This window comes from Amycolatopsis sp. A133, from assembly GCF_031082405.1.
Classification (GTDB): Bacteria; Actinomycetota; Actinomycetes; order Mycobacteriales; family Pseudonocardiaceae; genus Amycolatopsis.
Map to the genome: position 1 here is coordinate 1 of NZ_JAVHJU010000034.1, position 20,564 is coordinate 20,564.

At 71.7% G+C, this 20,564-nt stretch carries 15 protein-coding genes and 2 pseudogenes; 7 read left to right on the forward strand and 10 right to left on the reverse strand.

Annotation, left to right across the window (positions count from 1 at the left end):
- Positions 1 to 85: 85 nt before the first annotated feature.
- The 5 genes from Q5425_RS21975 to Q5425_RS21995 all read right to left on the reverse strand — a co-directional run bounded on the left by Q5425_RS21975 (position 86) and on the right by Q5425_RS21995 (position 7,422).
- The gene (locus Q5425_RS21975) at positions 86 to 3,739 is read right to left on the reverse strand and encodes a family 78 glycoside hydrolase catalytic domain (RefSeq protein WP_308674155.1); all 3,654 of its coding nucleotides are present in this window, start codon (positions 3,737 to 3,739) and stop codon (positions 86 to 88) included.
- 144 nt (positions 3,740 to 3,883) lie between these two features.
- Positions 3,884 to 5,200, reverse strand: coding sequence for a DJ-1/PfpI family protein (locus tag Q5425_RS21980; protein ID WP_308674156.1), 1,317 nt, complete (start codon positions 5,198 to 5,200; stop codon positions 3,884 to 3,886).
- A gap of 2 nt (positions 5,201 to 5,202) precedes the next feature.
- A complete protein-coding gene (locus tag Q5425_RS21985; protein ID WP_308674157.1) occupies positions 5,203 to 5,592 on the reverse strand; it encodes a hypothetical protein in 390 nt (129 codons plus the stop codon).
- 79 nt (positions 5,593 to 5,671) lie between these two features.
- Complete coding sequence (locus Q5425_RS21990) at positions 5,672 to 6,331, reverse strand: response regulator transcription factor (RefSeq protein WP_308674158.1); 660 nt, start codon at positions 6,329 to 6,331, stop codon at positions 5,672 to 5,674.
- Positions 6,328 to 7,422 carry a sensor histidine kinase gene (locus Q5425_RS21995; RefSeq protein ID WP_308674159.1) on the reverse strand — a complete coding sequence of 365 codons (1,095 nt, stop codon included), beginning with the start codon at positions 7,420 to 7,422 and terminating at the stop codon, positions 6,328 to 6,330. Before Q5425_RS21995 ends, Q5425_RS21990 begins: the two co-directional genes overlap by 4 nt.
- Positions 7,423 to 7,542: 120 nt before the next feature.
- On the opposite strand from Q5425_RS21995, the gene Q5425_RS22000 reads away from it, so the two are divergent.
- The 3 genes from Q5425_RS22000 (at position 7,543) to Q5425_RS22010 (ending at position 12,501) form a co-directional block, all read left to right on the forward strand.
- On the forward strand, positions 7,543 to 10,128 hold the full coding sequence (locus tag Q5425_RS22000; protein WP_308674160.1) for a glycosyltransferase: 2,586 nt from the start codon (positions 7,543 to 7,545) through the stop codon (positions 10,126 to 10,128).
- Entirely contained in the window at positions 10,128 to 11,576 is a 1,449-nt protein-coding gene (locus tag Q5425_RS22005; protein WP_308674161.1) for a radical SAM protein, read from the forward strand. Before Q5425_RS22000 ends, Q5425_RS22005 begins: the two co-directional genes overlap by 1 nt.
- 91 nt (positions 11,577 to 11,667) lie before the next feature.
- Entirely contained in the window at positions 11,668 to 12,501 is an 834-nt protein-coding gene (locus Q5425_RS22010; protein WP_308674162.1) for a GH25 family lysozyme, read from the forward strand.
- Here Q5425_RS22010 and Q5425_RS22015 read toward each other — a convergent pair.
- Positions 12,498 to 12,737 carry a hypothetical protein gene (locus tag Q5425_RS22015; RefSeq protein WP_308674163.1) on the reverse strand — a complete coding sequence of 80 codons (240 nt, stop codon included), beginning with the start codon at positions 12,735 to 12,737 and terminating at the stop codon, positions 12,498 to 12,500. The genes Q5425_RS22010 and Q5425_RS22015 overlap by 4 nt on opposite strands.
- Before the next feature lie 128 nt (positions 12,738 to 12,865).
- On the opposite strand from Q5425_RS22015, the gene Q5425_RS22020 reads away from it, so the two are divergent.
- The 3 genes from Q5425_RS22020 to Q5425_RS22030 are packed head-to-tail and all read left to right on the forward strand — an operon-like array spanning position 12,866 to position 14,935.
- Positions 12,866 to 14,113: a GDSL-type esterase/lipase family protein gene (locus tag Q5425_RS22020; protein WP_308674164.1), complete on the forward strand. Its 1,248-nt coding sequence runs from the start codon at positions 12,866 to 12,868 to the stop codon at positions 14,111 to 14,113.
- A gap of 55 nt (positions 14,114 to 14,168) precedes the next feature.
- A complete protein-coding gene (locus Q5425_RS22025; RefSeq protein ID WP_308674165.1) occupies positions 14,169 to 14,555 on the forward strand; it encodes a hypothetical protein in 387 nt (128 codons plus the stop codon).
- Between the two features lie 26 nt (positions 14,556 to 14,581).
- On the forward strand, positions 14,582 to 14,935 hold the full coding sequence (locus tag Q5425_RS22030; RefSeq protein WP_308674166.1) for a ClpX C4-type zinc finger protein: 354 nt from the start codon (positions 14,582 to 14,584) through the stop codon (positions 14,933 to 14,935).
- On the opposite strand, the gene Q5425_RS22035 is transcribed toward Q5425_RS22030, so the two are convergent.
- From Q5425_RS22035 to Q5425_RS45765, 4 genes and pseudogenes are all read right to left on the reverse strand, one after another.
- A complete protein-coding gene (locus tag Q5425_RS22035) occupies positions 14,925 to 15,728 on the reverse strand; it encodes an SAM-dependent methyltransferase (protein ID WP_308674167.1) in 804 nt (267 codons plus the stop codon). The two genes, Q5425_RS22030 and Q5425_RS22035, sit on opposite strands and share 11 nt — an antisense overlap.
- Positions 15,729 to 16,461: 733 nt before the next feature.
- Positions 16,462 to 16,680, reverse strand: a complete 219-nt coding sequence (locus Q5425_RS45755) for an RICIN domain-containing protein (RefSeq protein ID WP_396135217.1) — start codon at positions 16,678 to 16,680, stop codon at positions 16,462 to 16,464.
- 67 nt (positions 16,681 to 16,747) lie between these two features.
- Positions 16,748 to 18,505, reverse strand: a pseudogene (locus tag Q5425_RS45760) (RICIN domain-containing protein); the annotation flags it as partial.
- 143 nt (positions 18,506 to 18,648) lie between these two features.
- Positions 18,649 to 19,545 (reverse strand): annotated as a pseudogene (locus tag Q5425_RS45765) (beta-L-arabinofuranosidase domain-containing protein); the annotation flags it as partial.
- On the opposite strand from Q5425_RS45765, the gene Q5425_RS22050 reads away from it, so the two are divergent.
- Positions 19,508 to 20,500 (forward strand): LacI family DNA-binding transcriptional regulator, encoded by a 993-nt coding sequence (locus Q5425_RS22050; RefSeq protein WP_308674169.1) that lies wholly within the window; start codon positions 19,508 to 19,510, stop codon positions 20,498 to 20,500. The pseudogene Q5425_RS45765 and the gene Q5425_RS22050 sit on opposite strands and share 38 nt — an antisense overlap.
- The last annotated feature ends 64 nt before the right edge of the window (positions 20,501 to 20,564 follow it).

Sequence of the window (20,564 nt, forward strand, 5' to 3'; positions counted from 1 at the left end):
ACTGCGGCGCGAAGCGCCTCCGTTGAGGGTGGTGGCGGGGGCATGGATGGAGCAACCAACGCCACATTGGGGCGCTTTCAGCCGGTCACGCCGGAGCCGTGAAGACGTACGAACCCGCAGGCAGGAAGTACGTCCCGGGCGCCGACGGCACCGCCTCGGGCGGTGCGGTGATCCCGGACGGCCGGGACGTCGGTACCACCACCGTCGCCGACGTGCCCGCCGGGATCGTCACCCGCAGCGTCAGCGTCCCGGCCGCGGTCGCCCAGTCGCTGACCGCGCCGCCGTAGGGCGTCTCGTACGCCGACTTCGCCGAGGTCAGGCCGCCGCCCGGCCGCGGTGCCACGAGCAGCGCCGCGTAGCCCGGGGACGCCGGGGCCAGGCCGCCCACCGAGCGGTACAGGAAGTCGCCCACCGAGCCGAGGCCGTAGTGGTTGAACGAGTTCATCCCGGGGTCGTTGAACGAGCCGTCCGGTTTGATGCCGTCCCAGCGCTCCCAGATCGTCGTCGCGCCGCGGCCGATCATGTAACCCCAGCCCGGGAAGCCCGGCTGCAGCAGCACCCGGTAGGCGACGTCGGCGTGGCCGTGCGCCGCCAGCACCGGCAGTAGGTTCTCCACCCCGAGGAAGCCGACGCTCAGGTGCCCGCCCGCCGCGGCGACGCGCGCCGCCAGCTTGTCCGCCGCCGGCTGGACCAGGGAAGCCGGCAGCAGCCCGAACGCCAGCGCGAGCACGTACCCGGTCTGGGAGTTCGACCCGATCGTGCCGTCCGCCGCCACGAACCGGCGCGTGAACGCGGCCGCGACCTGATCGGCGAGCGTCCCGTACTTCGCCGCTTCGGCGCCGTGCCCGGTGGCCGCTGCCATCCGCGACACCAGCCGGGACGACCACGCGAAGAACGCCGTCGAGATCAGGTCCTGTGCGGTGTTGTCGTCGACGTTGAGCCAGTCTCCGTACGTCTGGTGGTCGCGGATCAGGTCGGCGCCCGACGTCGAGCGCAGGTACTCGACCCACCGGACCATCGCGGCGAAGTGCTCCTGGACCACGCCGGTGTCGCCGTAGCGCTGCCACAGCGTGTACGGCACGATGACGCCCGCGTCGCCCCAGCCCGCCGTGCCCGAACCGCCCAGCACGCCCGGCGCGACGTCGGTGAACGACCCGTCGTCGTGCTGCGCGTCGACCAGGTCGTCGCTGAACTTGCCGAGGAAGTTCGCGACGTCGAGGTTGAACGTCGACGTCCCGGCGAAGATCCCGATGTCGCCGGTCCAGCCGAGCCGCTCGTCGCGCTGCGGGCAGTCGCTCGGGATGGAGAGCATGTTCGAGCGCTCACCCCACAGGATGTTGTGCTGCAGCTGGTTCACCAGCGCGTCCGACGTCGTGAACGTGCCGGTCTGGGCGCCCGACGTCCACATCGCCCGCCCGGTGAGGGTCGCCGGGGTGGGGGCCGAGGGCAGGCCGGTCAGTTCGACGTACCGGTAGCCGTGCACGGTGAACCGCGGTTCGTACGTCTCGGCGCCGCCGGTGCCCGCCAGGGTGAACCGGTCGGTGGCCTGGGCCGCGCGCAGGTTCACCGGGTAGATGGTGCCGTCCGGGTTGAGCACTTCGGAGTGCCGCAGGGTGACCGTGGTGCCGGCCGGGCCGGTCACCGAGAGCCGGTTCCAGCCGCTGAAGTTCTGGCCCAGGTCGGCGACCCACACCCCGGGCTTCGGCTGCGTCCACGAGACGGGCTTGAACTCCTGCTGCACCGTGACGCCGTTGTCCACTTGGGACACCAGGTTCGGCTTGGCGTCCCCGCGCACGCGGGGTGCCGCCCACCCGCGGTCGTCGAAGCCGGGGCGGTCCCAGCCGGTGGCGAGCCGCGCGTCGTAGGTTTCGCCCTGGTAGAGGTCGTCGGCGCGGATCGGGCCCGCACCGGCTTTCCAGGTGCCGTCGGTCGCGACCGTGCTGCTCGTGCCGTCGGTGAACGTCAGCCGCAGCTGCGCGGAGTACCACGGCTCGGTCCCGTACTTCCGGCTCCCGGCGATGCCGACGCTGCCGGAGTACCAGCCGTTGCCGACCAGCGCGCCGAGCACGTTCTCCCCGGCGCGGATCTGCCCGGTGACGTCGGAAACCCGGTACTGCAGGCGTTTCGCGTAGTCGGTCCAGCCGGGTGCGAGGACCTCGGAACCGACCTTGACGCCGTTGAGGTGGGTCTCCTGCAGCCCGAGCGCGGTCGTCAGCAGCCGCGCGCTCGCGACCGGCTTGGTGACGGTGAAACTCTTGCGCAGCAGGGGAGCGGGGGCGCTCACCGAGACGTTCGCCCCCCACGGCCCGGTGCCGTACGCGGTCAGCGCCCGCGCCGCCGGCCACGAGCTGTCGTCGAAGGCGCGCTGCTGCCAGCCGTCCGGGCCGCTCTGGCCCGCCTTCCACGTGCCGTCGGTGACCACGGTGGGTCCACCTTGGACGGTGAGCTTCGCGATCGTCCCGGCCGGGCTCTGCGTGGTGTTCTCCGTGCTGATCGCGAGGGTGTTCGCGCCCGCCGTCAGCAGGCTGCCGACTTCGGCGACCGCGGCCGTCTTCCACGAGTCGGCGGCCCGCGGCGAGTCGCTGACGCGGGTGCCGTTGACCCACACGGTCGCGGTGTCGTCCCCGGTCACGACCAAGGTCGCCGACGCCGGCGCCGTGGCCAGGCCCACGGTCTTGCGGAAGAAGCGGGTCGACGGCGGCACCCCGCCGAGCGGATCGCCTTCGGGGTACCAGATCCAGCTCGCCCCGGCGAGGTCCGGGCCGGCCGTGGCGCGGCCGAGGAAGGCGCCGGTCCACTCGGCCGCCGGGGCCCGGAGCGCGGTTTCGAAGCGGTGCACCGGGCTCCAGCCCGCCGTCCGGCCCTGGCCGTCCCAGACGCGGACGCGCCAGCTGTAGGCGGTCAGCGAGGCGAGGGCCGGGCCACCGTAGGCGACGTCGGACTGCTGCGCCGAGGAGACGCGGCCGCTGTCCCAGACGTCACTTCCGTTGGCGGACACCACGATCTGGTACGCCGACTGCCGCTGCTGCGGCGACGACGACGTCAGCTTCCAGCCGAACCGCGGCTGCGCGGGGTCGACGCCGAGCGGGTCGACGCGGTTGGCGACCGTGGCGCTCGCAACCGAAAGCGGTGACGCGGCGGCGGAGTCCGGCGCGGTGACGCCGGTGCCCCACGGCCCGGTGCCGAAGGCGCCGAGGTCCGCGGCCGCGGACCAGGCCGCATCCGCGAAACCGGGCTGTTCCCAGCCCTCCGGCGCGGTCGTCGCGCTCTTCCAGCCGGCCCCGGTGGCCAGGTCGGTGGTGCCCGCCGCGGTCGTGACGCGCAACCGTCCGAGCAGGCCGGCCGGGCCGCCGGCGTTGCGGACGGCGACGGCGAGGGTGTTGACGCCGGGGACGAGGGCGGGCTGCAGGTCCACCGGCAGCGCCGTGCGCCACGCGTCCGCGGTGCGGGCCGAGGAGGCGAGCGGGGTGCCGTTGAGCCAGACGTCGGCGGTGTCGTCGCCGGTGAGGACGAGCCGGGCGCCGGTGACCGCACCGGCGGGGGCGGTGAACGTCGTGCGGAAGTACCGGGTCCCGGCCGGTGCGGCGACGCGGGCGTCGCCCTCCGGGTACCAGATCCAGTGCGCGCCGGAGAGTTCCGGCGGCGGCGCGGCACCGGCCGGGGGAACCGCGGTGGCGGACAGGGCCAGGATCGCGGCGATGGTCGTGGTGGTGGCGCGCCAGAGCTTCGAGGGCAGCATGCAGGGCTCCCTTGCGGCGGGGACGAACGCGGGATTAGAACGTTTCAACCAGGCGTGGTTAGTGACTGTAATGAGAACCTCACGCATTGGCAATCCGCCACTGGTACGGACCATGCCCCCCGGATCACCGCTTTCCGAGCCTTCCTAAATCGTTTCAGGACGCCGGTTCCGCCGGAGCCGGACGACCGCGGCGACGGCCGCGCCGCCGAGCAGGACCAGGACGATCGGCAGCGCGGTGGGCAGCCAAGGCCAGGCGCGGCCTTCGAAGACGACGCCGTCGGTGGGCAGTTCGAGGACCTTCGCCGTCCAGCGTGCGGTCGCGACGTCGGTGCGGCGGGCCAGCGCGCTCACCGCGGTCTCGTAGGCGAAGCCGGGCCGGTCGTGGACGTACTCGGGGGCCGGTCCGCCGGGTGGCGGCGTGATCCCGCGCGTCGCGCCGGGCACGAGCAGCCGGTCCAGTTCCGGTGCCGCGTCGGCGAGCGCGGCCCGGGGGAGGAACACCAGGCCGTGCCGCGACCGGATCGGGCCGCCGTCGGCGCTCACGGAAAGGGTGCGCGAGGACAGCGACTGGCCTTCGGTGTCGAACACCGACGCCAGTTCGACCTCGCCGGCGCCGTTCGCGAGCAGCACACCGGTTTTGTCGGGGTTCCAGCGGAAGGCGGCGTTGACGATCGCGGCCGCGTCCGGCATCCCGGCCGGCGGGGTCACCGGCACCGCGGTGCCGTAGTGGCGCCAGCCGATCGCCGATGCCGCTTCGGCGGCGACCGCGGGTCCGGCCAGCCGCTCGACCCAGTGCAGCGTGCCGTCGACGCCGGAGAGGATCCCGGCGGTGGTGACGACGGTGCCGTCGTCGACGAACCGCTGCCCGCGGACCCAGCGCACCGCCGGGTACGCGGCCGCCCAGGCGTCGACCTTCAGCCAGTGCGCGGTGGCCGGCCGCCCGTCGAGCAAGCCGGCCGAGGCGAGCACCGCGCCGCCGTTGCAGACGCTCAGCAGCTTCGAGCCGCGGGCGGCCTGCTCCCGCAGCCAGGTGGTGACCGGCTCGGTGCTGGGCTCGCCGACGTCCGGGAACGCCGGTACGACGACGAGGTCCGGCGCGGCCCCGCCGAGCCGGGCGGCGAGGTCGGCGAAACCCAGATCGGGCACCAGGTCGAGGCCGCCGGTCAGCGGGACCGGCTCGCGGTGCGGCGCAACGGTGTAGACGTTGAACCGCCCGGTCGCGGCCAGGACTTCGTAGGGGGCGAGTGCGTCGGAGACCACGGCACCGCGGTCGCCGACGACGACCACCGCGGTCGGCTTGGCCGGGTCGTGGGCGATCGGGGCCGCGGCCGGGACGGCTCGCGGCGGACCGGGGGCGTAGAGGGCGCCGAACGCTCCGAGCGCGGAGACGGTCGCGCCCACGGCGGGGACCACCAGCACGGCGGCCACGGCGGCGAGGACGAAGGCGAGTCGTTTCAGCATGATCAGTGCCAGTACTCGGCGCGGCGCCACACCATGGCGGCCAGCATCAGCGGGAACATGATGACGTGCCCGGCGACCATCAGGGTGGTGCCGGAGAGCGCGCCCAGCCAGTACGGCACGAGCAGCGCCGCGAACGGCAGGTACATCGCCGCGGCCATCTCGGCGATCCGCGGCCACGAGTGACGGCGCAGCGCCATGGCGAGCACCATCGCGACGGTCATGTTCGTGGCCATCACGAGCGCGTCGACGTCCGGGCGCTCGAGCCAGGCCGAGGGCCACAGCGGGCCGAGCGCCACCATGCCGATGAGCATGGCGGCGACCATTTCGACGTAGTGGCCGGTGAACCGGGCGAGCTTGCGGGTGGTGGTCCGGGTGATCTCGGTGGTGGTCATGTGTCCCTCCAGGGTTGCTCCTGGACGAGAATCCCGGTTCCGGGCCGTGCGGCCAGGTGCCGGAAGTCATGACCGGGGGTCATGACCGCAGCAGGCCGAGGTCCCTGGCTCTGAGCGCGGCTTGGGTGCGGTCGCGGGCCCCGAGCTTGCCCAGCACGTTCGTGACGTGGTTCTTGACCGTGCCTTCGGCGAGGAACAGCGCCGCGGCGATCTCCCGGTTGCTGCGGCCGTCGGCGAGCAGGCGCAGCACTTCGAGCTCGCGCTCCGAAAGCGGCACCACCAGCGGCTGCGGGCGCGGCTCGGGCGCGTCCGGCAGCTGCGCGAACCGCGCGAGGACCTTGGCCGCCACCGACGGCTGCAGCACGGACTCCCCGCGGGCCGCGGCCAGCACCGCCTCCACCAGACGCGCCGACGAAACGTCCTTCAGCAGGTAGCCGACGGCGCCCGCGCGCAGGGCGGCGAAGACGTCCTCGTCGTCGTCGAAGGTGGTCAGCGCGATGACCCGGATGCCGGGGTGCTCCACCCGCAGCCGCCGGGTCGCGGCCACGCCGTCGAGGACCGGCATGCGCAGGTCCATCAGGACGACGTCCGGGGCCAGCGAAGCGGCTCGGTCCAGTGCCTCGGCCCCGTTCCCGGCCTCGCCGGCGACGTCGATGCCGTCGTGGGTGGCGAGCAGGGTGGCGAGGGCTTCGCGGAAGAGGGCCTGGTCGTCGACCAGCAGGACGCGGACCGGCGTCATCCGGGGATCTCCATGCTGAGGGCACTGCCGTGGCCGGGGGTCGAGGTGAAGGCCAGTTTGCCACCGAGGTGTTCGGCCCGTTCGCGGAGCCCGACCAGGCCGAAGCCGGCGGACGCACCGGCGCCGGTGCCCCGGCCGTCGTCGCGGACCTCGACCCGGACCGCCGACGCGGTGTAGTCCAGCACCACGTCCGCGCCCGCGGCGCCGGCGTGCTTGCGGACGTTCGTCAGGCCCTCCTGCGCGGCCCGGTAGAGCGCTTCGCGCTGCTCGTCCGGCAGGGGGCGTTCGGTGCCCGTCACGGTGAGCCGGGCCGCGACCCCGGTCGCCGACGTTTCCGCCGCGAGCGCTTCCAGTGCCTCCGGCAACGGCGGCACCGGACGCGGCTCACGCAGCGTCCGCACCGAGCGGCGCACCTCGGCCAGCGCGGCTTCCGCCTGGTCCTGCGCTTTCCCCAGCACCTCGTCGGCCTTGCCGGGGTCGGTCGGCAGCACCGCCCGGGCGGCCTTCACCTGCATCTGGACGACGGTGAGCGCGTGCCCGAGCCCGTCGTGGATGTCACGCGCGACCCGGTTGCGCTCCTGCGCCGTCGCCAGCCGTTCCGCTTGGGCCGCGTAGTCGCGCAGTTTCGCGTGCGCTTCGGCGAGTTCGGCGCGCGACCGCTGTTCCCGCAGCAGCAGTTCGGTGATGACGGCCGCGAACAGCACCGACATGAGCGTGCCGACGCCTTCGCGCAGTCCCTCGCCCAGCGACATCCCGAGGTGCACGAGCGGGATCACGGCGATGACGAGCGCGACCGCCGGCCGCGGCAGGCGCAGCAGCACGGCCTGGCTGACCAGCACGACCAGGAACAGCGTCGTCCCGACCCCGGCGTCGATCGTGAAGAGCACGAAGGCCAGTGGCAGCTGGACGGCGACGTAGGCCGCGCCCCAGGCGAGCCGTTCGCGGTCGCGCACCCAGCCGAAGCCGAGCGTGGCGAGCGCGGTGAAGACCGCGCCCAGCACCAAAGCGAGCGGGGGCTCCCCGGAGCCGAGGACCCCGAGCACGATCGAGAGGAAGGCGCCGCAGGTCAGCACCCCGAGGGCCCGGTTCATGCGGTCACTGTGCGGGGTGCGGCGCCCCGCGGTCAACCGGGAAAGCGCTCACACGGCCGCTCCACACCCCGGCGCTTACGCTGGAGCCGACGGCCAAGCCGATTCGGGGGTTTGACATCGATGTCAGTGCTCTGGGGCGTGTCCTTCGACGCCACCCCGCTGTCCGGGGTCGTGGTCGAGTTCCTCAAGACGGCGCAGCGCTTCGCCGCCCGCGGGCACCGCGTCCACCTGGATCTCGGGTACGACGTCAAAGCCGACAAGGGCGCGTTCTTCCGGCCCTACCGCGACGAGGCCCAGCTGCTGCCGGCGTGGGTCACCCTCGACCGCGTCGACGGGGTCGGGGAGATCCGCGGCTACGACCGGGGGTTCGTCGAGCGAGTGCTGAGCGAAGTCGTCCAGGGCGGGGACGAAACCCTGCGCCCGGAGATCGACCGCGTCGCCGGTGAGCTGGCGGACCGGATCGTGGCCACCTGGGAACGCCTCGGCGTGACCGTGGTGATGGTGGAAAACGGGACGCTGCCGGAAAACCTCGCCTACACCGAGGCGCTGTACGCCGCGATCGACCGCTACGGCGCCCGCCACCGGCTCGGCCGGTTCGTGTTCTGGCGCGACCACGACCTGATGTGGCAGAGCGAACCCGGGATCGCCAAGTACGGCAGCTTCCCGTACCCGGGCGTCCCCGCGCCGCGCAACTCCCCGCACATCCACTACTTCGCCCTGCACGAGCAGGCGAAGGCCCGGACGCTGGAGTGGGTGCCGGGGCTGCGGAACATCGACGTCCTGCCAAACAGCTTCACCATCGCCCCCGCGCGGGTCGACGCGCGCAACGCCGGGTTCCGGCGCGACCACGGCATCCCCGCGGACGTCCCGCTGCTGGCCCGGATCACGCGGATCATCCCGCAGAAGCGCATCGACCGCGACCTCCACCTGCTGGCCCTGCTGCCGGACGCGTGGCTGTTCGTCGCCGGCGACGTCGGGGAGACACCCACCGAGCACGCGCGGCTCGTCGATCTCGCGACCCGCCTCGGCGTGCGCGAGCGGGTGGTGTTCGGCGGCTGGCTGACCCCGTACGACACGGCCGTCCCCGGCCGGTACTCCGTGCGCGACCTCCTCGCGCACGCGACGGTGGTGTCGTTCCTGACCTCCTACGACTACGAGAGTTACGGCAACCCGGTCAGCGAAGCGATCGCCTCCGGGACGCCGTACGTGACGAGCGGGTACGAGCTGTACGACGTCGTCTACGGCAGCAAGGGCTTCCGGGCACCGGTGCTCGACATCCGGGCCCGGGACCTGCCGGACGCGGCGTTCGCCCGCGAAGTCGCCGAGCTGATCACCGACGAAGGGAAACGGGCCGAAGTGGTGCGGGCGAACTCCGAACTCGGGCAGGCGCGGTTCGGCGCGCGGGTCGTCGGCGACCTGGTCGACCGGCTGTACCCGCCGCCGATGGGCGCGGCGACGCGGCTGAGCGTCGTGCTGCCGGTGTACAACGAAGCGGCGAACCTGCCGGAAGTGCTGCAGACGCTGCACGACCAGCGCGACGGCGACGCACCCCTGGACAAGGGCCGCTACGAGGTGGTGCTCGTCGACAACAACTCGACCGACGACACCGTGGCCATCGCGCACGCCTTCGCGGCTTCGCACCCGGACCTGGCCCTGCACGTCATCCACGAGCCGGAGCAGGGCGTGTCGTGCGCGCGGCGGGCGGGCATGGACTTCGCCGCGGCGCGCAGCCGGAACCGGCCCGACAGCGACCCGGGGGAGCGGTTCTACCTCGTGTCGGCCGACGCGGACTGCCGGGTCGACGCGCACTGGTTGAGCGAGCTGCTGGCCGCGATGGAGACGAGCAAGGCCGCCATCGGCGTCTGCGACTACTACTACAACGCCGCGCACTTCACGAGGCGGCCGCGGTTGTGGGACGCGATCCAGCGGACGCTGCGGTGCCGTGCGGTGACGTTTTCGCTCTTCGGCGGCTTCCCGGACGGCAAGGGCTTCGCCGTCGAGCGCGACGCCTACGAGCGCGCCGGCGGGATCGAGATCTTCTACCAGCTGCAGGACGGGAAGTTCGTCAACCACCTCTCCGACGACTGGGACTTCGGGATCAAGGTCGCCAGCGGCGGTGACGCGATCACCTACGCGCCGCGCTCGCGCGTCGAGATCAACCCGCGGCGCGTCGACCACGCCATCGACGAGGTCATCGCCGGCCGGGCCTACGGCAGCGACGGCATCATCGTCATGCGCGACATCCGGCCGTCGGCACCCGCGGTGCCGGCCGACCTCGCCGAAGCCGAGGCGAAGCAGGCCTGGGAGTTCTCGATCAAGGACTTCACCCCGAAGAACACGATCCTGCCGGTGCTGCTGACGCCCGCGCTGCTGGAGGACGACGCCGTCGTCGCGTTCTTCGGAGCGGAGCTCGCCGCGCGGCTGGCCCGGCGGATCACCGAGATCCGGCACGAGATGCGCGTCGTCGACTTCACCCCGATCCACGCCTACAAGACGCCGTCGTACCGGCTGTACTTCGAGTTCGCCGACGAGCTGTTCGCGTGCCTGCGCCGGCACGTCGGCGAGGACATCGGGTACCCGCCGCCGCTGCCGCCGTGCCTGGCGGAGGTGCCGTCTTCACGGTTCGCGGAATTCGTCCGCTACTACTGCGAGGACCGCGAATCGGGCGAGGCTCACAACTACTTCGGCAACGGAGGGGTGTTCTGATGACACTGGGTTATGAAGAGGCGATCGGATCGCTGCACACGATCGACCCCGCGTGGCCGCGGCCCGCCGTGCTCGACGTCCTCGAAGCGCCCGAGAACCGGCACCTGCTCGACTTCGTGCAGGAGGACCCGTTCGGGGCGCACGTGTTCCCGGGCAACGTCCCCGGCTCGCCGTCGGAGTTCCTGCACGACCTGGACGCGCAGCTGGCTTCGGCCGGGCCGATCCACCTGTGGTCCTACATCCCGACGTGCGCCTACCGCTGCCGGTTCTGCCAGTACCCGGTGGTCCTGGTCAAGGGCAACCCCGAAGTGGCGTACGAGAAAGCGAAGTCCTGGGTCGATCTCAACATCGCCGAGGCGCAGCTGTGGCTCGACGCCGTGCCGAACCTGCGCGGCGCCGAGGTGGGGGAGTTCAACGTCTTCGGCGGCACGCCGTCGCTGCTGCCGGAGCCCGAGATCCGCCGGCTCCTGGAGTTCTACCGCGCGAACTTCGGGTTCGGCGCGGACACCACGATCCGGTTCGAGGGGGACCCCAGCACGTTCACCCCCGCCAAGCTCGAGCTGCTGCGGGAGCTGGGCTGCACCAAGCTGTCCAGCGGCGTCCAGTCGTTCGACGACCCCGTGCTCGAGCTGTGCGGCCGCGAGCACACGGCGTCGATGTGCGTGGACTTCGTCCGCAACGCGAAGGCGGCGGGGTTCGACTGGGTCAGCATCGACCTGATGTACGGCCTGCTCGACCAGAGCCTCGACAGCGTCCGCCGCGACCTCGACGTCGTGCTGGAGAACGAGGTGACGGCGGTGGTCTGCACGAAGCTGCACCTGGCGTCCTACAGCGACACCCGCACCGGCGTCACCGGCGAGAAGCCGGCGGCGTGGCAGCTGCCGTCCTACCGGGACAAGCTGGTGCGCGACGGCCACCGCTGGCCCACGCTCGGCGAGCAGTACCAGATGCGGGAGCTGCTCACCGAAGGCCTGTGCGCGGCCGGCTACACCGAGCACCCGACGATGTACTTCGCGCGCGACGGCCTGGGGCCGGAGAAGTGGAAGTCCATCATGGTCGACCAGGACAAGCAGGAGGCCGAGGTCGCCATCGGGCTCGGCGGCAGTTCCAGCTGCCGCGCGTCCGAGGCGATCACCGACGTCAACTCGAAGCGGTACACCGAAACCGTTTCGGCGGGCCGGATCCCGCTGGGCTCGGCGACGCGGTTCACGCCCGAGGCGCAGGAAGCGCGGGCGGTGAAGATGGCGCTGACGACGTTGCAGCCGCTGCGGGACTCCCTGCACGCCGCCCGGTTCCCCGGCCGGTCGCTGTTCGCCGAGCCGTGGCTGGGCAAGTTCCGTTCGCTGGCTGCGCGCGGACTCGTAGAGATGCGGCCGGACGACGGCGTGATCGAGCTGACGCCGCCGGGGGAGACGCTCGTGGAGGCGATCATCACCACCGAACTCTGACTCACTACATCGGGTGACAGAAGCCTCGCGGGGAGCGACGCGGGCAGGCACCATGGATCTCGGACGTGCCAGTACCGAGATCGGAGCGTGGATGAGCCGAACCGTTGCCGGACACGACGAACAGCGGCGGTGGCGAGCCCGGCTCGCCGGCACGGGCGTGCTGGTCGCGCTCGCCTCGGCGGTCGCCGCCCCGCCCGCCTCGGCTTCGGCCGACTATTCGCTGGCCGCGGCGAACTACGCGGGCACGCAGATCGCGGCGCACGAAGACGTCCGGGGGCGCCCCCGCGCCGACGTCCCCGGGCAGACGCTCGGCCACGACGTCAGCGGGCACCAGGGCCCGGTCGACTGGGCCGCCGCGGCCGGGGCCGGCGCGAAGTTCGTCTACGTCAAGGCGACCGAGGGCACCGGGTTCGTCAACCCGCAGTTCGGGCAGCAGTACGACGGCGCGCACGCGGCGGGCATCATCCGCGGCGCCTACCACTTCGCCCGCCCGGACGTCTCGGGCGGCGCCGAGCAGGCGGAGTACTTCATCGCCCACGGCGGCGGCTGGCGCGCGGACGGCACCACGCTGCCCGGCGCCCTGGACATCGAGTACAACCCGTACGGCGTGCTGTGCTACGGCAAGAGCCCGGCCGACCTGACGGCGTGGATCGCGGACTTCACGCGCACGTACCTGGCGAAGGTGAAGCGCAGCGCGCTGATCTACACGAGCACGGCGTGGTGGAAGGTGTGCACCGGCAACACCAGCCGGTTCGGGAACACGAATCCGCTGTGGCTCGCGCGGTACGGCCCGGAGGTCGGCGAGCTGCCGGCGGGGTGGGACAAGCACAGCATCTGGCAGTTCGCGCGGGGCGGCGGCCTGCCGGGCGACCAGAACTACTACAACGGCCCGATCGGCCGCGTGCAGGCGCTCGCGAAGGGCTAGTGCCGCCGGCGCAGGTCCGGCCACGGCGGCCGGTGCAGCACCGCCAGCGCGCCGAGGGTCGCCGCGACCAGGCCGGTCGTGACGGCCAGCACGGCGACGCGGGTGGCGTCCACCGCCGGCTCCCACTTCGCCTGGCCGTCGCGGATCACGAACACCCCGGCCGGGCGGCTCACGGTGATCACCGTCGTGCCGTCCGGGGTTTCGTGCGGATCGCCGAAGAGACGCGGTTCGGTCATGTCCGCCATCGAACTCCGGAACCGGTGCGCTGACAAGATCGGACAAATGCTTGTCGTTCCCGTGACCGGCTGCTTACGATCGGCGTCGAGCTCTTCGTCGTTCGTCCTTTGTGGACCCAGGAGGCGCCGTGCGCAGGTTCGCCCTTCTCGCTGCGGTTTCCGTGGCCGCGGCCGTCGTCGTCTCCGCACCGGGCGCCGCCGGGGCTCCGCGGGCGTGGTTCACGTCGTGGGCGCAGTCGCAGGACGGCCGGGCCGACACGCCCGTCACCGGCCGGTCGCTGCGGATGATCACCCACCTCAGCCAGGGCGGCGACGCGGTCCGCGTCCGGTTCCAGAACACCTTCGGCACCGCGCCGCTGACGATCGGGCACGCCACTGCCGGGCCGAGCGCGGGCGGCGCCGCCGTGACCTCCGTGCGTGAGCTGACCTTCGCCGGCCGTTCCGCGGTCACGATCCCGGCCGGCGGCGAGGTCTGGAGCGACGAGGCCAGGCTCGTCACCCGCCCCGACTCCGACCTCGCGGTGAGCATGTCCGTCGAGGGGACCGCGGTGCCCGGCCGCCACGGTGCGGCGCTGCGCGACAACTACCTGACTCCGCCGGGGTCGGGCGACCACACCGCCGACGTCGCGGGCGGCGCTTTCACGTCGACGGTCGGGTCCACGTACGTCGTCAGCGCCGTCGACGTGCACAACACGGGTTTGCAGGGCGTCGTCGTCCCGTTCGGCAGCTCGGTCGTCGACGGCATCGGCAGCACGAACTGCGGTCCGGGCTGCACGCAGCTCGGCGCGAACCGCCGGTGGACCGACGACCTGGCGCGGCGGATCGTCGCGTCGCCGGTTCAGCTCGCCGTGGCGAACGCCGGCGTCTCGGGCACGACGAGCGCCCGGTCGTGCCCGGGGATGCCGCCGTCGGTCGCCGGCCTGGACGCTTCGAGCCGGCTGGACCGCGACGTCCTGGCGCTGCACGGCGTCACGGCGGTCATCTACTACTACGGCACCAACGACCTGGCGTACGGCTGCGACGCGGCGGCGATCCTCGACAGCTACCGGTCGGTGTTCGCGCGGCTGCGCGCGGCCGGGATCGCGGTGTACGTCACGCCCAGCACGCCCCGGCCGGGCTACTCCGACCAGGCCAACCTGGCCCGGCACGAGATCGCGCTGTTCGTCCAGCGCTGGAACACCTGCGGGGGCACGTGTTCCGGTGTCGTGAACTTCGACGAGGTCCTGAAGGATCCGCTGAAGCCGAACAGCATCCTCCCGGCGTACGACAACGGCGACGGGATCCACGCGAACGCGGCCGGCCAGCAGGCGCTCGCCGACTTCGTGTCGCTTCCGATGCTCACCCGATCCGGGCCGGTTCTCCACCCGATGGGGTGACCTGGCGAGTCGGAGCGCGGGGTCTGTGCCTGCGGGTCCGCAGAGTACGTCTGTGATGAACGAGTCGATGGACGACGCCGGGTGCTGCCTGCTGTCGGTGGCCTGGAACGTCGCCCCGCTCGCCGAGGGGCAGCCGGGTTCCCGCCGGGCCGGCCTCCGGCGCACGGTGGTGGCGGTGTGCCGCACGGCCGGCCACGGCGCCCGCGACTGGGCTGCGCGGCACGGAACGGGCACGGAGGCCGAGTACCGGCCGTTCCTGCAGCTCGCGGATGTGGCGTACGAGATCGCGACGCTCCTGCTGCTGGTGGAGGACTTCCTGGTCCCGGACCTGGAGCGCGAGCACCGCCGCTGGGCGGAGATCGAGGAGCTGACCGGCCGGCTGACGGAACTCGCCGGCTGGACGTCGGCCTTCCTCTTGTCAGGCGCACCCTTACGCCTGTAAGGTCTCGCCTGACAAGGAGGTTTGTGATGAGTACTGCGGTATTTGCACGCTGTTCGTTCTGTTCCAAGCCGAACACGGAGGTGGACACGCTCGTGGCCGGGCCCGGGGTGTTCATCTGCGACGGGTGCGTGCAGCTGTGCGTATCGGTCATCGAAGGCAAGCCGGCGGACGCGCCGCTGATCGCCCCGTGGGAGCACGACCTGCCGCTGGAGCAGGTGCTTTCGAACCTGCGCCCGGTATCGGCGGCGAGCACCCAGGTCCAGGAGAACCTGGCGGCCTGGGTGGGCAAGGCCCGTGCACTGGGCGGCACGTGGTCGCAGGTCGGCGAGGCGCTGGGAATGACCCGTCAGTCGGCGTGGGAGAGGTTCGCTAACGTTTGACGCCGACGCCGGCGTAAAGGCCGTCTTCTTCGGGATCCACAACGGCGGCGAGCCGATCGGGCCGCCAGTTCGCGGAGGTGGTCAGCCCGGGTTCGACGAGTTCGAAGCCTTCGAAGAGCGCGAGCACCTCGTCTTTGGAGCGCGGGTAGATGTGGTCCTGGGTCTTGCGCATGGTCTCGGCCACCCGCGGATCGCTCAGGACGGCGAAGTCGTTGGTGAGGTGGGTGAGCGCGAGGTAACTCCCGCGCGGGAGGGCATCCCGGTAAGCGGCGAACACCCCGCGGACCTCGGGCAGGTAGTGCCCGAGGGTGATGGCCAGCAGTCCGACCGGCTCACTCAGGTCGAGCAGCTCTTTCACGGGCTCGGACTTCAGGACGGCTTCGGTGTTGGTGGCATCGGCCTCGAGGGCCTCGGCGTGGGGGTTGTCCTTGAGCAGCATGAGGCTGTGCGCCACGGCAACGGGTTCGTAGTCGACGTAGACGACCTTGGAGTTCGGATCGACTTCCTGGGCGACTTCGTGGACGTTCCCGACGGTGGGGATGCCGGAGCCGAGGTCGAGGAACTGCCGCACGCCTTGGCCGAGCATGAACCGCACAACGCGCCGGAGGAAGGCCCGGTTCCGCCGCGCCACGGCGGCGACCTGGGGCTGGATGGCTTCGAGTTTCTGCGCGACTTCCCGGTCGGGGGCGAGGTTGTGGGCCCCGCCGAGCAGGTAGTCGTAGATCCGGGCGGCACTGGGCCGGGAAAGATCCGCATTGGGCGGAATCCAGTCGGCACCTTCCTGCTCGGTCATGGCGCTCTCCCCTCGAGTCGGCTCGGCCCACCTTAGCGCTCGACGCCACCCCGGACGGCCGGGCAACCCGGTCGGCCCGGTTCACTCGGTCGGACCATCAACCGTTTCCTTCCCCACGGCGTGTTCCCGGCGTCATGCCGCCCGGAAGGAGAAACGAGGAATGCAGAAGCGAAAAATTGCCCTGCTCACGGTGGCCGTCGCCGGTGCAGCAGCGGTCGTGACGTCCGTGTCGGGGGCCACCGCCGCAGCCGCACCCGCGGGTGTGCTCGCCGGCGGTCAGTGCACCGGCTCGTGGGTCAACGTGAACGACACCGTCGAGGCCAAGGCGAAACCCGACGCGTCGTCGAACACGATCTTCACCATCTCCGTTACGCCCGGGTTCTACAAGGTCTACCCGTGCCGGAAGATCGTGGTCGGGGCGGGCTACGGAGCCTGCGGCTACACCGGCGCGAACGGCTGGATCCTCGTCCAGGACCAGTTCTGGCTGCACGACAACAGCCCGGGGTGGTCGGGGTACATCCCGAGCGTCTGCACGACCGACCGGTGAGAAGCGAGCGGTGGGCCCCCTGATCGAGAGGGCCCACCGGGCGCCGCGTGGTGCCTGCGCACCGGTTCCGAGCACGCGTCGAGACGTCCAGGACGGGACTCGATCGCGCCGTTTCGGGAGTTCGAACAAATGCCCGGCGGCCGGGGTGAAAAGAATCGGCTCCCGACAGCAGCGGCAACGGACCGGCTAGCGCAGCCGCCACAGGTGGTCCGCGGTGCCGTTGTCGGGAAATTGCACCACCTGGGCACTGTCTGCCGTGGACATCCGGTCGACCCCGAGCACCTTTCCGGAGTTGCGGTTCACGACCCGGAACCAGCCGTCGCCGTCGTCGCGCAGGCGCCATTCTTGGTCCGGGGTGCCGTTGTCGGTGTACTGGACGGCGATCGCACTGTCTGCTGTGGACAATGAGGTCGATGCCGAGCACCTTGCCCGAGTGGGCGTTGCGGATCAGGAACCAGCCGGCCGTCGTCGGCTCGAAGGTCCACAGGTGGTCGTCGGTGCCGTTGTCGGTGAACTGGACCACCCGCGCGTTGTCGGCGGTGGACATCCGGTCGACCCCGAGCACCTTGCCCGAGTTACGGTTCTCGATCCGCACCCGTCCGTACGGAACGAGCAGCCACAGGTGGTCCGCGGTGCCGGTGTCGCCGAATTGGACGACCTGCGCGCTGTCCGCCGTCGACATCCCGTCGACGCCGAGGACCTTGCCGGAGTTGCGGTTCTTCACCCGCCACCAGCCGTCGCCGTTGTCGATCAGCTGCCACAAGTGGTCCGCGGTGCCGTTGTCGGCGAACTGGACCACGCGCGCGCTGTCGGCGGTGGACATCCGGTCCACGCCGAGGACTTTGCCCGAGTGGTGGTTGCGGATGCGGTACCAGCCGCCGCCGCCGGCCACGAGGTGCCAGAGGTGGTCGTCGGTGCCGGTGTCGCCGAACTGGACCACCGGTGCGCTGTCGGCGGTGGACATCCGGTCCACGCCGAGCACCTTGCCCGAGTTGCGGTTCTTGATCCGGAAGCCGGCCCCGCCGCCGCTCGGCTGCCACGGCTGCCCGTCCGGCGATGCCGTCGGGAACGACGTGATCCGCAGCCGCGCGGCGCCCATCGGGATCAGCGTCACCGTCTCGGCGGGTGCCTCGCTGCGAGCCGGGGACACCTGCAGCGGCATGACGACGTGCTGGTCGTCCGCCGTCCACTCGGCGATCTTGCGGGCGGTCGCGGTGATCTTCACCGGCGCCGTGTCCGGCGTGAAGGGGTTCGCGGGCAGCGGGCCGCCGGCCGCGGAGAACGTCAACGCCGTGCCGGCGGTCAGGCCGTAGTTCCACGGCGTGGTCGCGTGCACCGCGTACTCGGGGAACTGTGCGCTACCGCCGAGACGTTCGTAGTTCTCGCCGATCTTCAGCGAGTACGTCAGCGGGCCGTGGTCGACCGACACGGAATCGTGGTTCGCGGGCCACGTCCGCGTCGTCGTGCGCTGGGGCAGAGTCAGCGTGACGACGTCGCCGTCGGCCCAGGTGCGGTCGACCTTCACGAACGCCGGTCCGGCCGGCGCCGCGACCGGCGCGCCCGCCACGACCAGCTGCGGCGCCGCGCACCAGGCGGGGATGCGCAGGTACAGCGGGAACGGCAGCCGTCGCGGTGCGCGGACGGTGAAGGTGATCTGCTCGGAGAACGGGTAGATGGTGTCTTCGGTGATGGTCACGGAGGTGCCGTCACCCACCTTCGCCGTGACGCTGCTGGCCGCGTACATCGCCGCGGCGAGACCGTTGTCCGGAGTGGCGAGCCAGAGTTCTTCGGTGAAGTACGGCCAGCCCATGCCGTAGTTGTGCGGGCAGCACCGGTACTGGTCGACGCCGGGCAGGTAGGCCTGCATCGCGAAGCCGTTCTGGAACTGGCCTTCGCTCTTGGGCACGTTGTCGAGGTCGACGCTGTTGGCGCTGGTGATGTAGTGCACCGCCCGGCCGGCGGGGTCGAGCGCGGCGGGCAGGGAGTTGAAGGCCAGGTCTTCACAGCGGTCGGCCCACACCGGGTCGCCGGTCAGCCGGGTCAGCAGCTGGTGGCTGGCCATGAATTCGACGATCCCGCAGGTTTCGAAGCCCTGCCGCGGATCGCCGAACCCGGGCCGCGCGTTTTCGTCCCCGGCGAAGCCGCCGCCGGCGAACTGGCCGTACGCGGCCATGATCGTGTCGTAGCCGGAGTAGGTGGCCTGGGTGAGATCGGCCGACCCGGTTCGCATCGCGTACTGCGCCGGCTCGCGGAACCCTGGGCGACGTTGACGTTGTGCAGGCTCGGCAGGTTCCGGACCCAGTTCGCGCCGTAGGTGTGGATCTTGTCGGCCAGGTCGAGCAGGAAGGTGTCGCCGGTGCGGTTGAAGAGCCAGAAGACGCTGTCGAGGCCGTCGCCCCAGCGCACGGACACCCAGCTGGAGTCGAACGCGCTCCGGCCCTGGGCGTTCATGTACCGGAGGAACCGGGTCAGGAACGGGACGATCCGCGCGTCGCCGGTGTACTCCTGCCACGAGCGCAAGGCTTGCAGCAAAGGAAGGTAAGGCCAGAAGTCGGGGCCGTTGTTCAGGGCGGTGCGCAGTGCGGTGGGACCGAAGAAGCCGTCGGGCTGCTGAGTGGCGAGGATGGCATCGATCCAGCGGCGCGCGGTGGCCAGCGCCGTCGCGTCGCCGGTCACCGCGGCGAGGTCGACGTAGCCGCGCAGCCAGTACGGGACCTCCTCCCAGCCGCCGCGCTCCGGGTGGACCCAGCCGCTGGTGGCGAAGTCGAGGAAGTGCGACGTTTCGGCGTAGTGCCCGCACAGGCCGTCGAGCTGCAGCCGCAGCTGCCCGTCGAGCCAGCCGCGGGCGGTGACGGCCCCGGGCGGGAGCTTGAGCAAGGCGGCGGGCTTGAGCGGTGCCGCATTGGGTGTGTACAGCCCGCCGGTGGTGGGCGCGAGCTTCCGGTACCGCGGCGCGGCGGCCGCGGCCGAGTCGGCGTTCGTGCCGGTGAGGAAGGTGGCGGCGACGGCTCCGGTGACGAACTGCCTGCGGTTCAGCGGCACGGGATCAGCCCTCCGCTCGTCGTTACAACGTTGTAAAACCAGTGATACCGCGCGGGTGGGACGTGGTAAATGTCCGGCGGCGAATCTGGCGGGCTTCGTGTCCGGTTGTGTGCCGGAGACGCGGGCCGAACAGGCGTCGGTCGTGGACCACCCCTTAGGCTCGTCGTCGAGCGTGGAGGGAGGTGGCGGTATGGCCAGGCGTCTGCCGCAGATCAAGCGTGTGACCATCGAGGACGTGGCCCGGGAAGCCGGCGTGGGGCGGCAGACGGTGTCGCGTGCCCTGCGCGACCTGCCGGAGATCGCCCCGGACACCCGCGAGCGCGTGCTGGCCGCCGCGACCCGGCTGGGCTACCGGCCGAGCGCGCTGGCGAAGGGCATGCGCACCCAGCGCTCGGACGTCATCGCCCTGATCGTCTCGGACATCGCGAACCCGTTCTACCCGGCCGTGGCGCGCGGGGTGTACGACGCGGCGGAGGCGGCCGGCTGCAGCGTCGTGCTGTACAACACCGACGCCGACCCGGACCGGGAACGCGACGCCATCGAGGACGCGCTGGCCCGCTCCGCGCGCGGAGTCGTCGGCTTCTTCTACGGCACCCCCGACGACGTCCTCGCCGACTACGCGCGCTCGGTGCCGCTGGTCGTCGCCGACCGGGAGCTGCCATCGGACGTCGCGGCCTCGGTGAGCAACGACTTCGCGTCCGGCACCGCGGCCGCAGTGGAGCTTCTCGCCCGCCGGCCGGACCCCTGCCTCGGCATGCTGGACAGTTCGGTCGGCGTCGCGGTCGACGAGCGGCGCCTGGCGTTCGTCACCGCGTGCGCGGCCCACGGCTTCGGCGACGTCTCGGCGCGGATCGTCCAGGGACCGCCGACCATCCCGGGCGGCACGGAAGCGACCCGCCGGCTGCTGTCGGCGTGGCCGGAGGTCAACGGGATCTTCGCGTTCAACGACCTGATGGGCATCGGGGCGGTGCAGGCGGTGCTGGCCCGCGGGGGAGCGGTGCCGCGGGACTGCGCGGTGGTCGGCTTCGACGACCTGGAGATGTCCACCTACGTGCACCCGGCCCTGACCACGGTCCGGATCGACAAGTACGAACACGGACGGGCCCTGATCGGCGCGTTGCTGTCCGACGCCGCCGAGAGCACCTTGCTCCCGGTCTCCCTCATCGGCCGCGCCACCACCTGATTCGAAACCGTCGAAGGGCCTCTTGACGACGTCCGACGGCGGTGCGCATACTGCCCGGGAACAC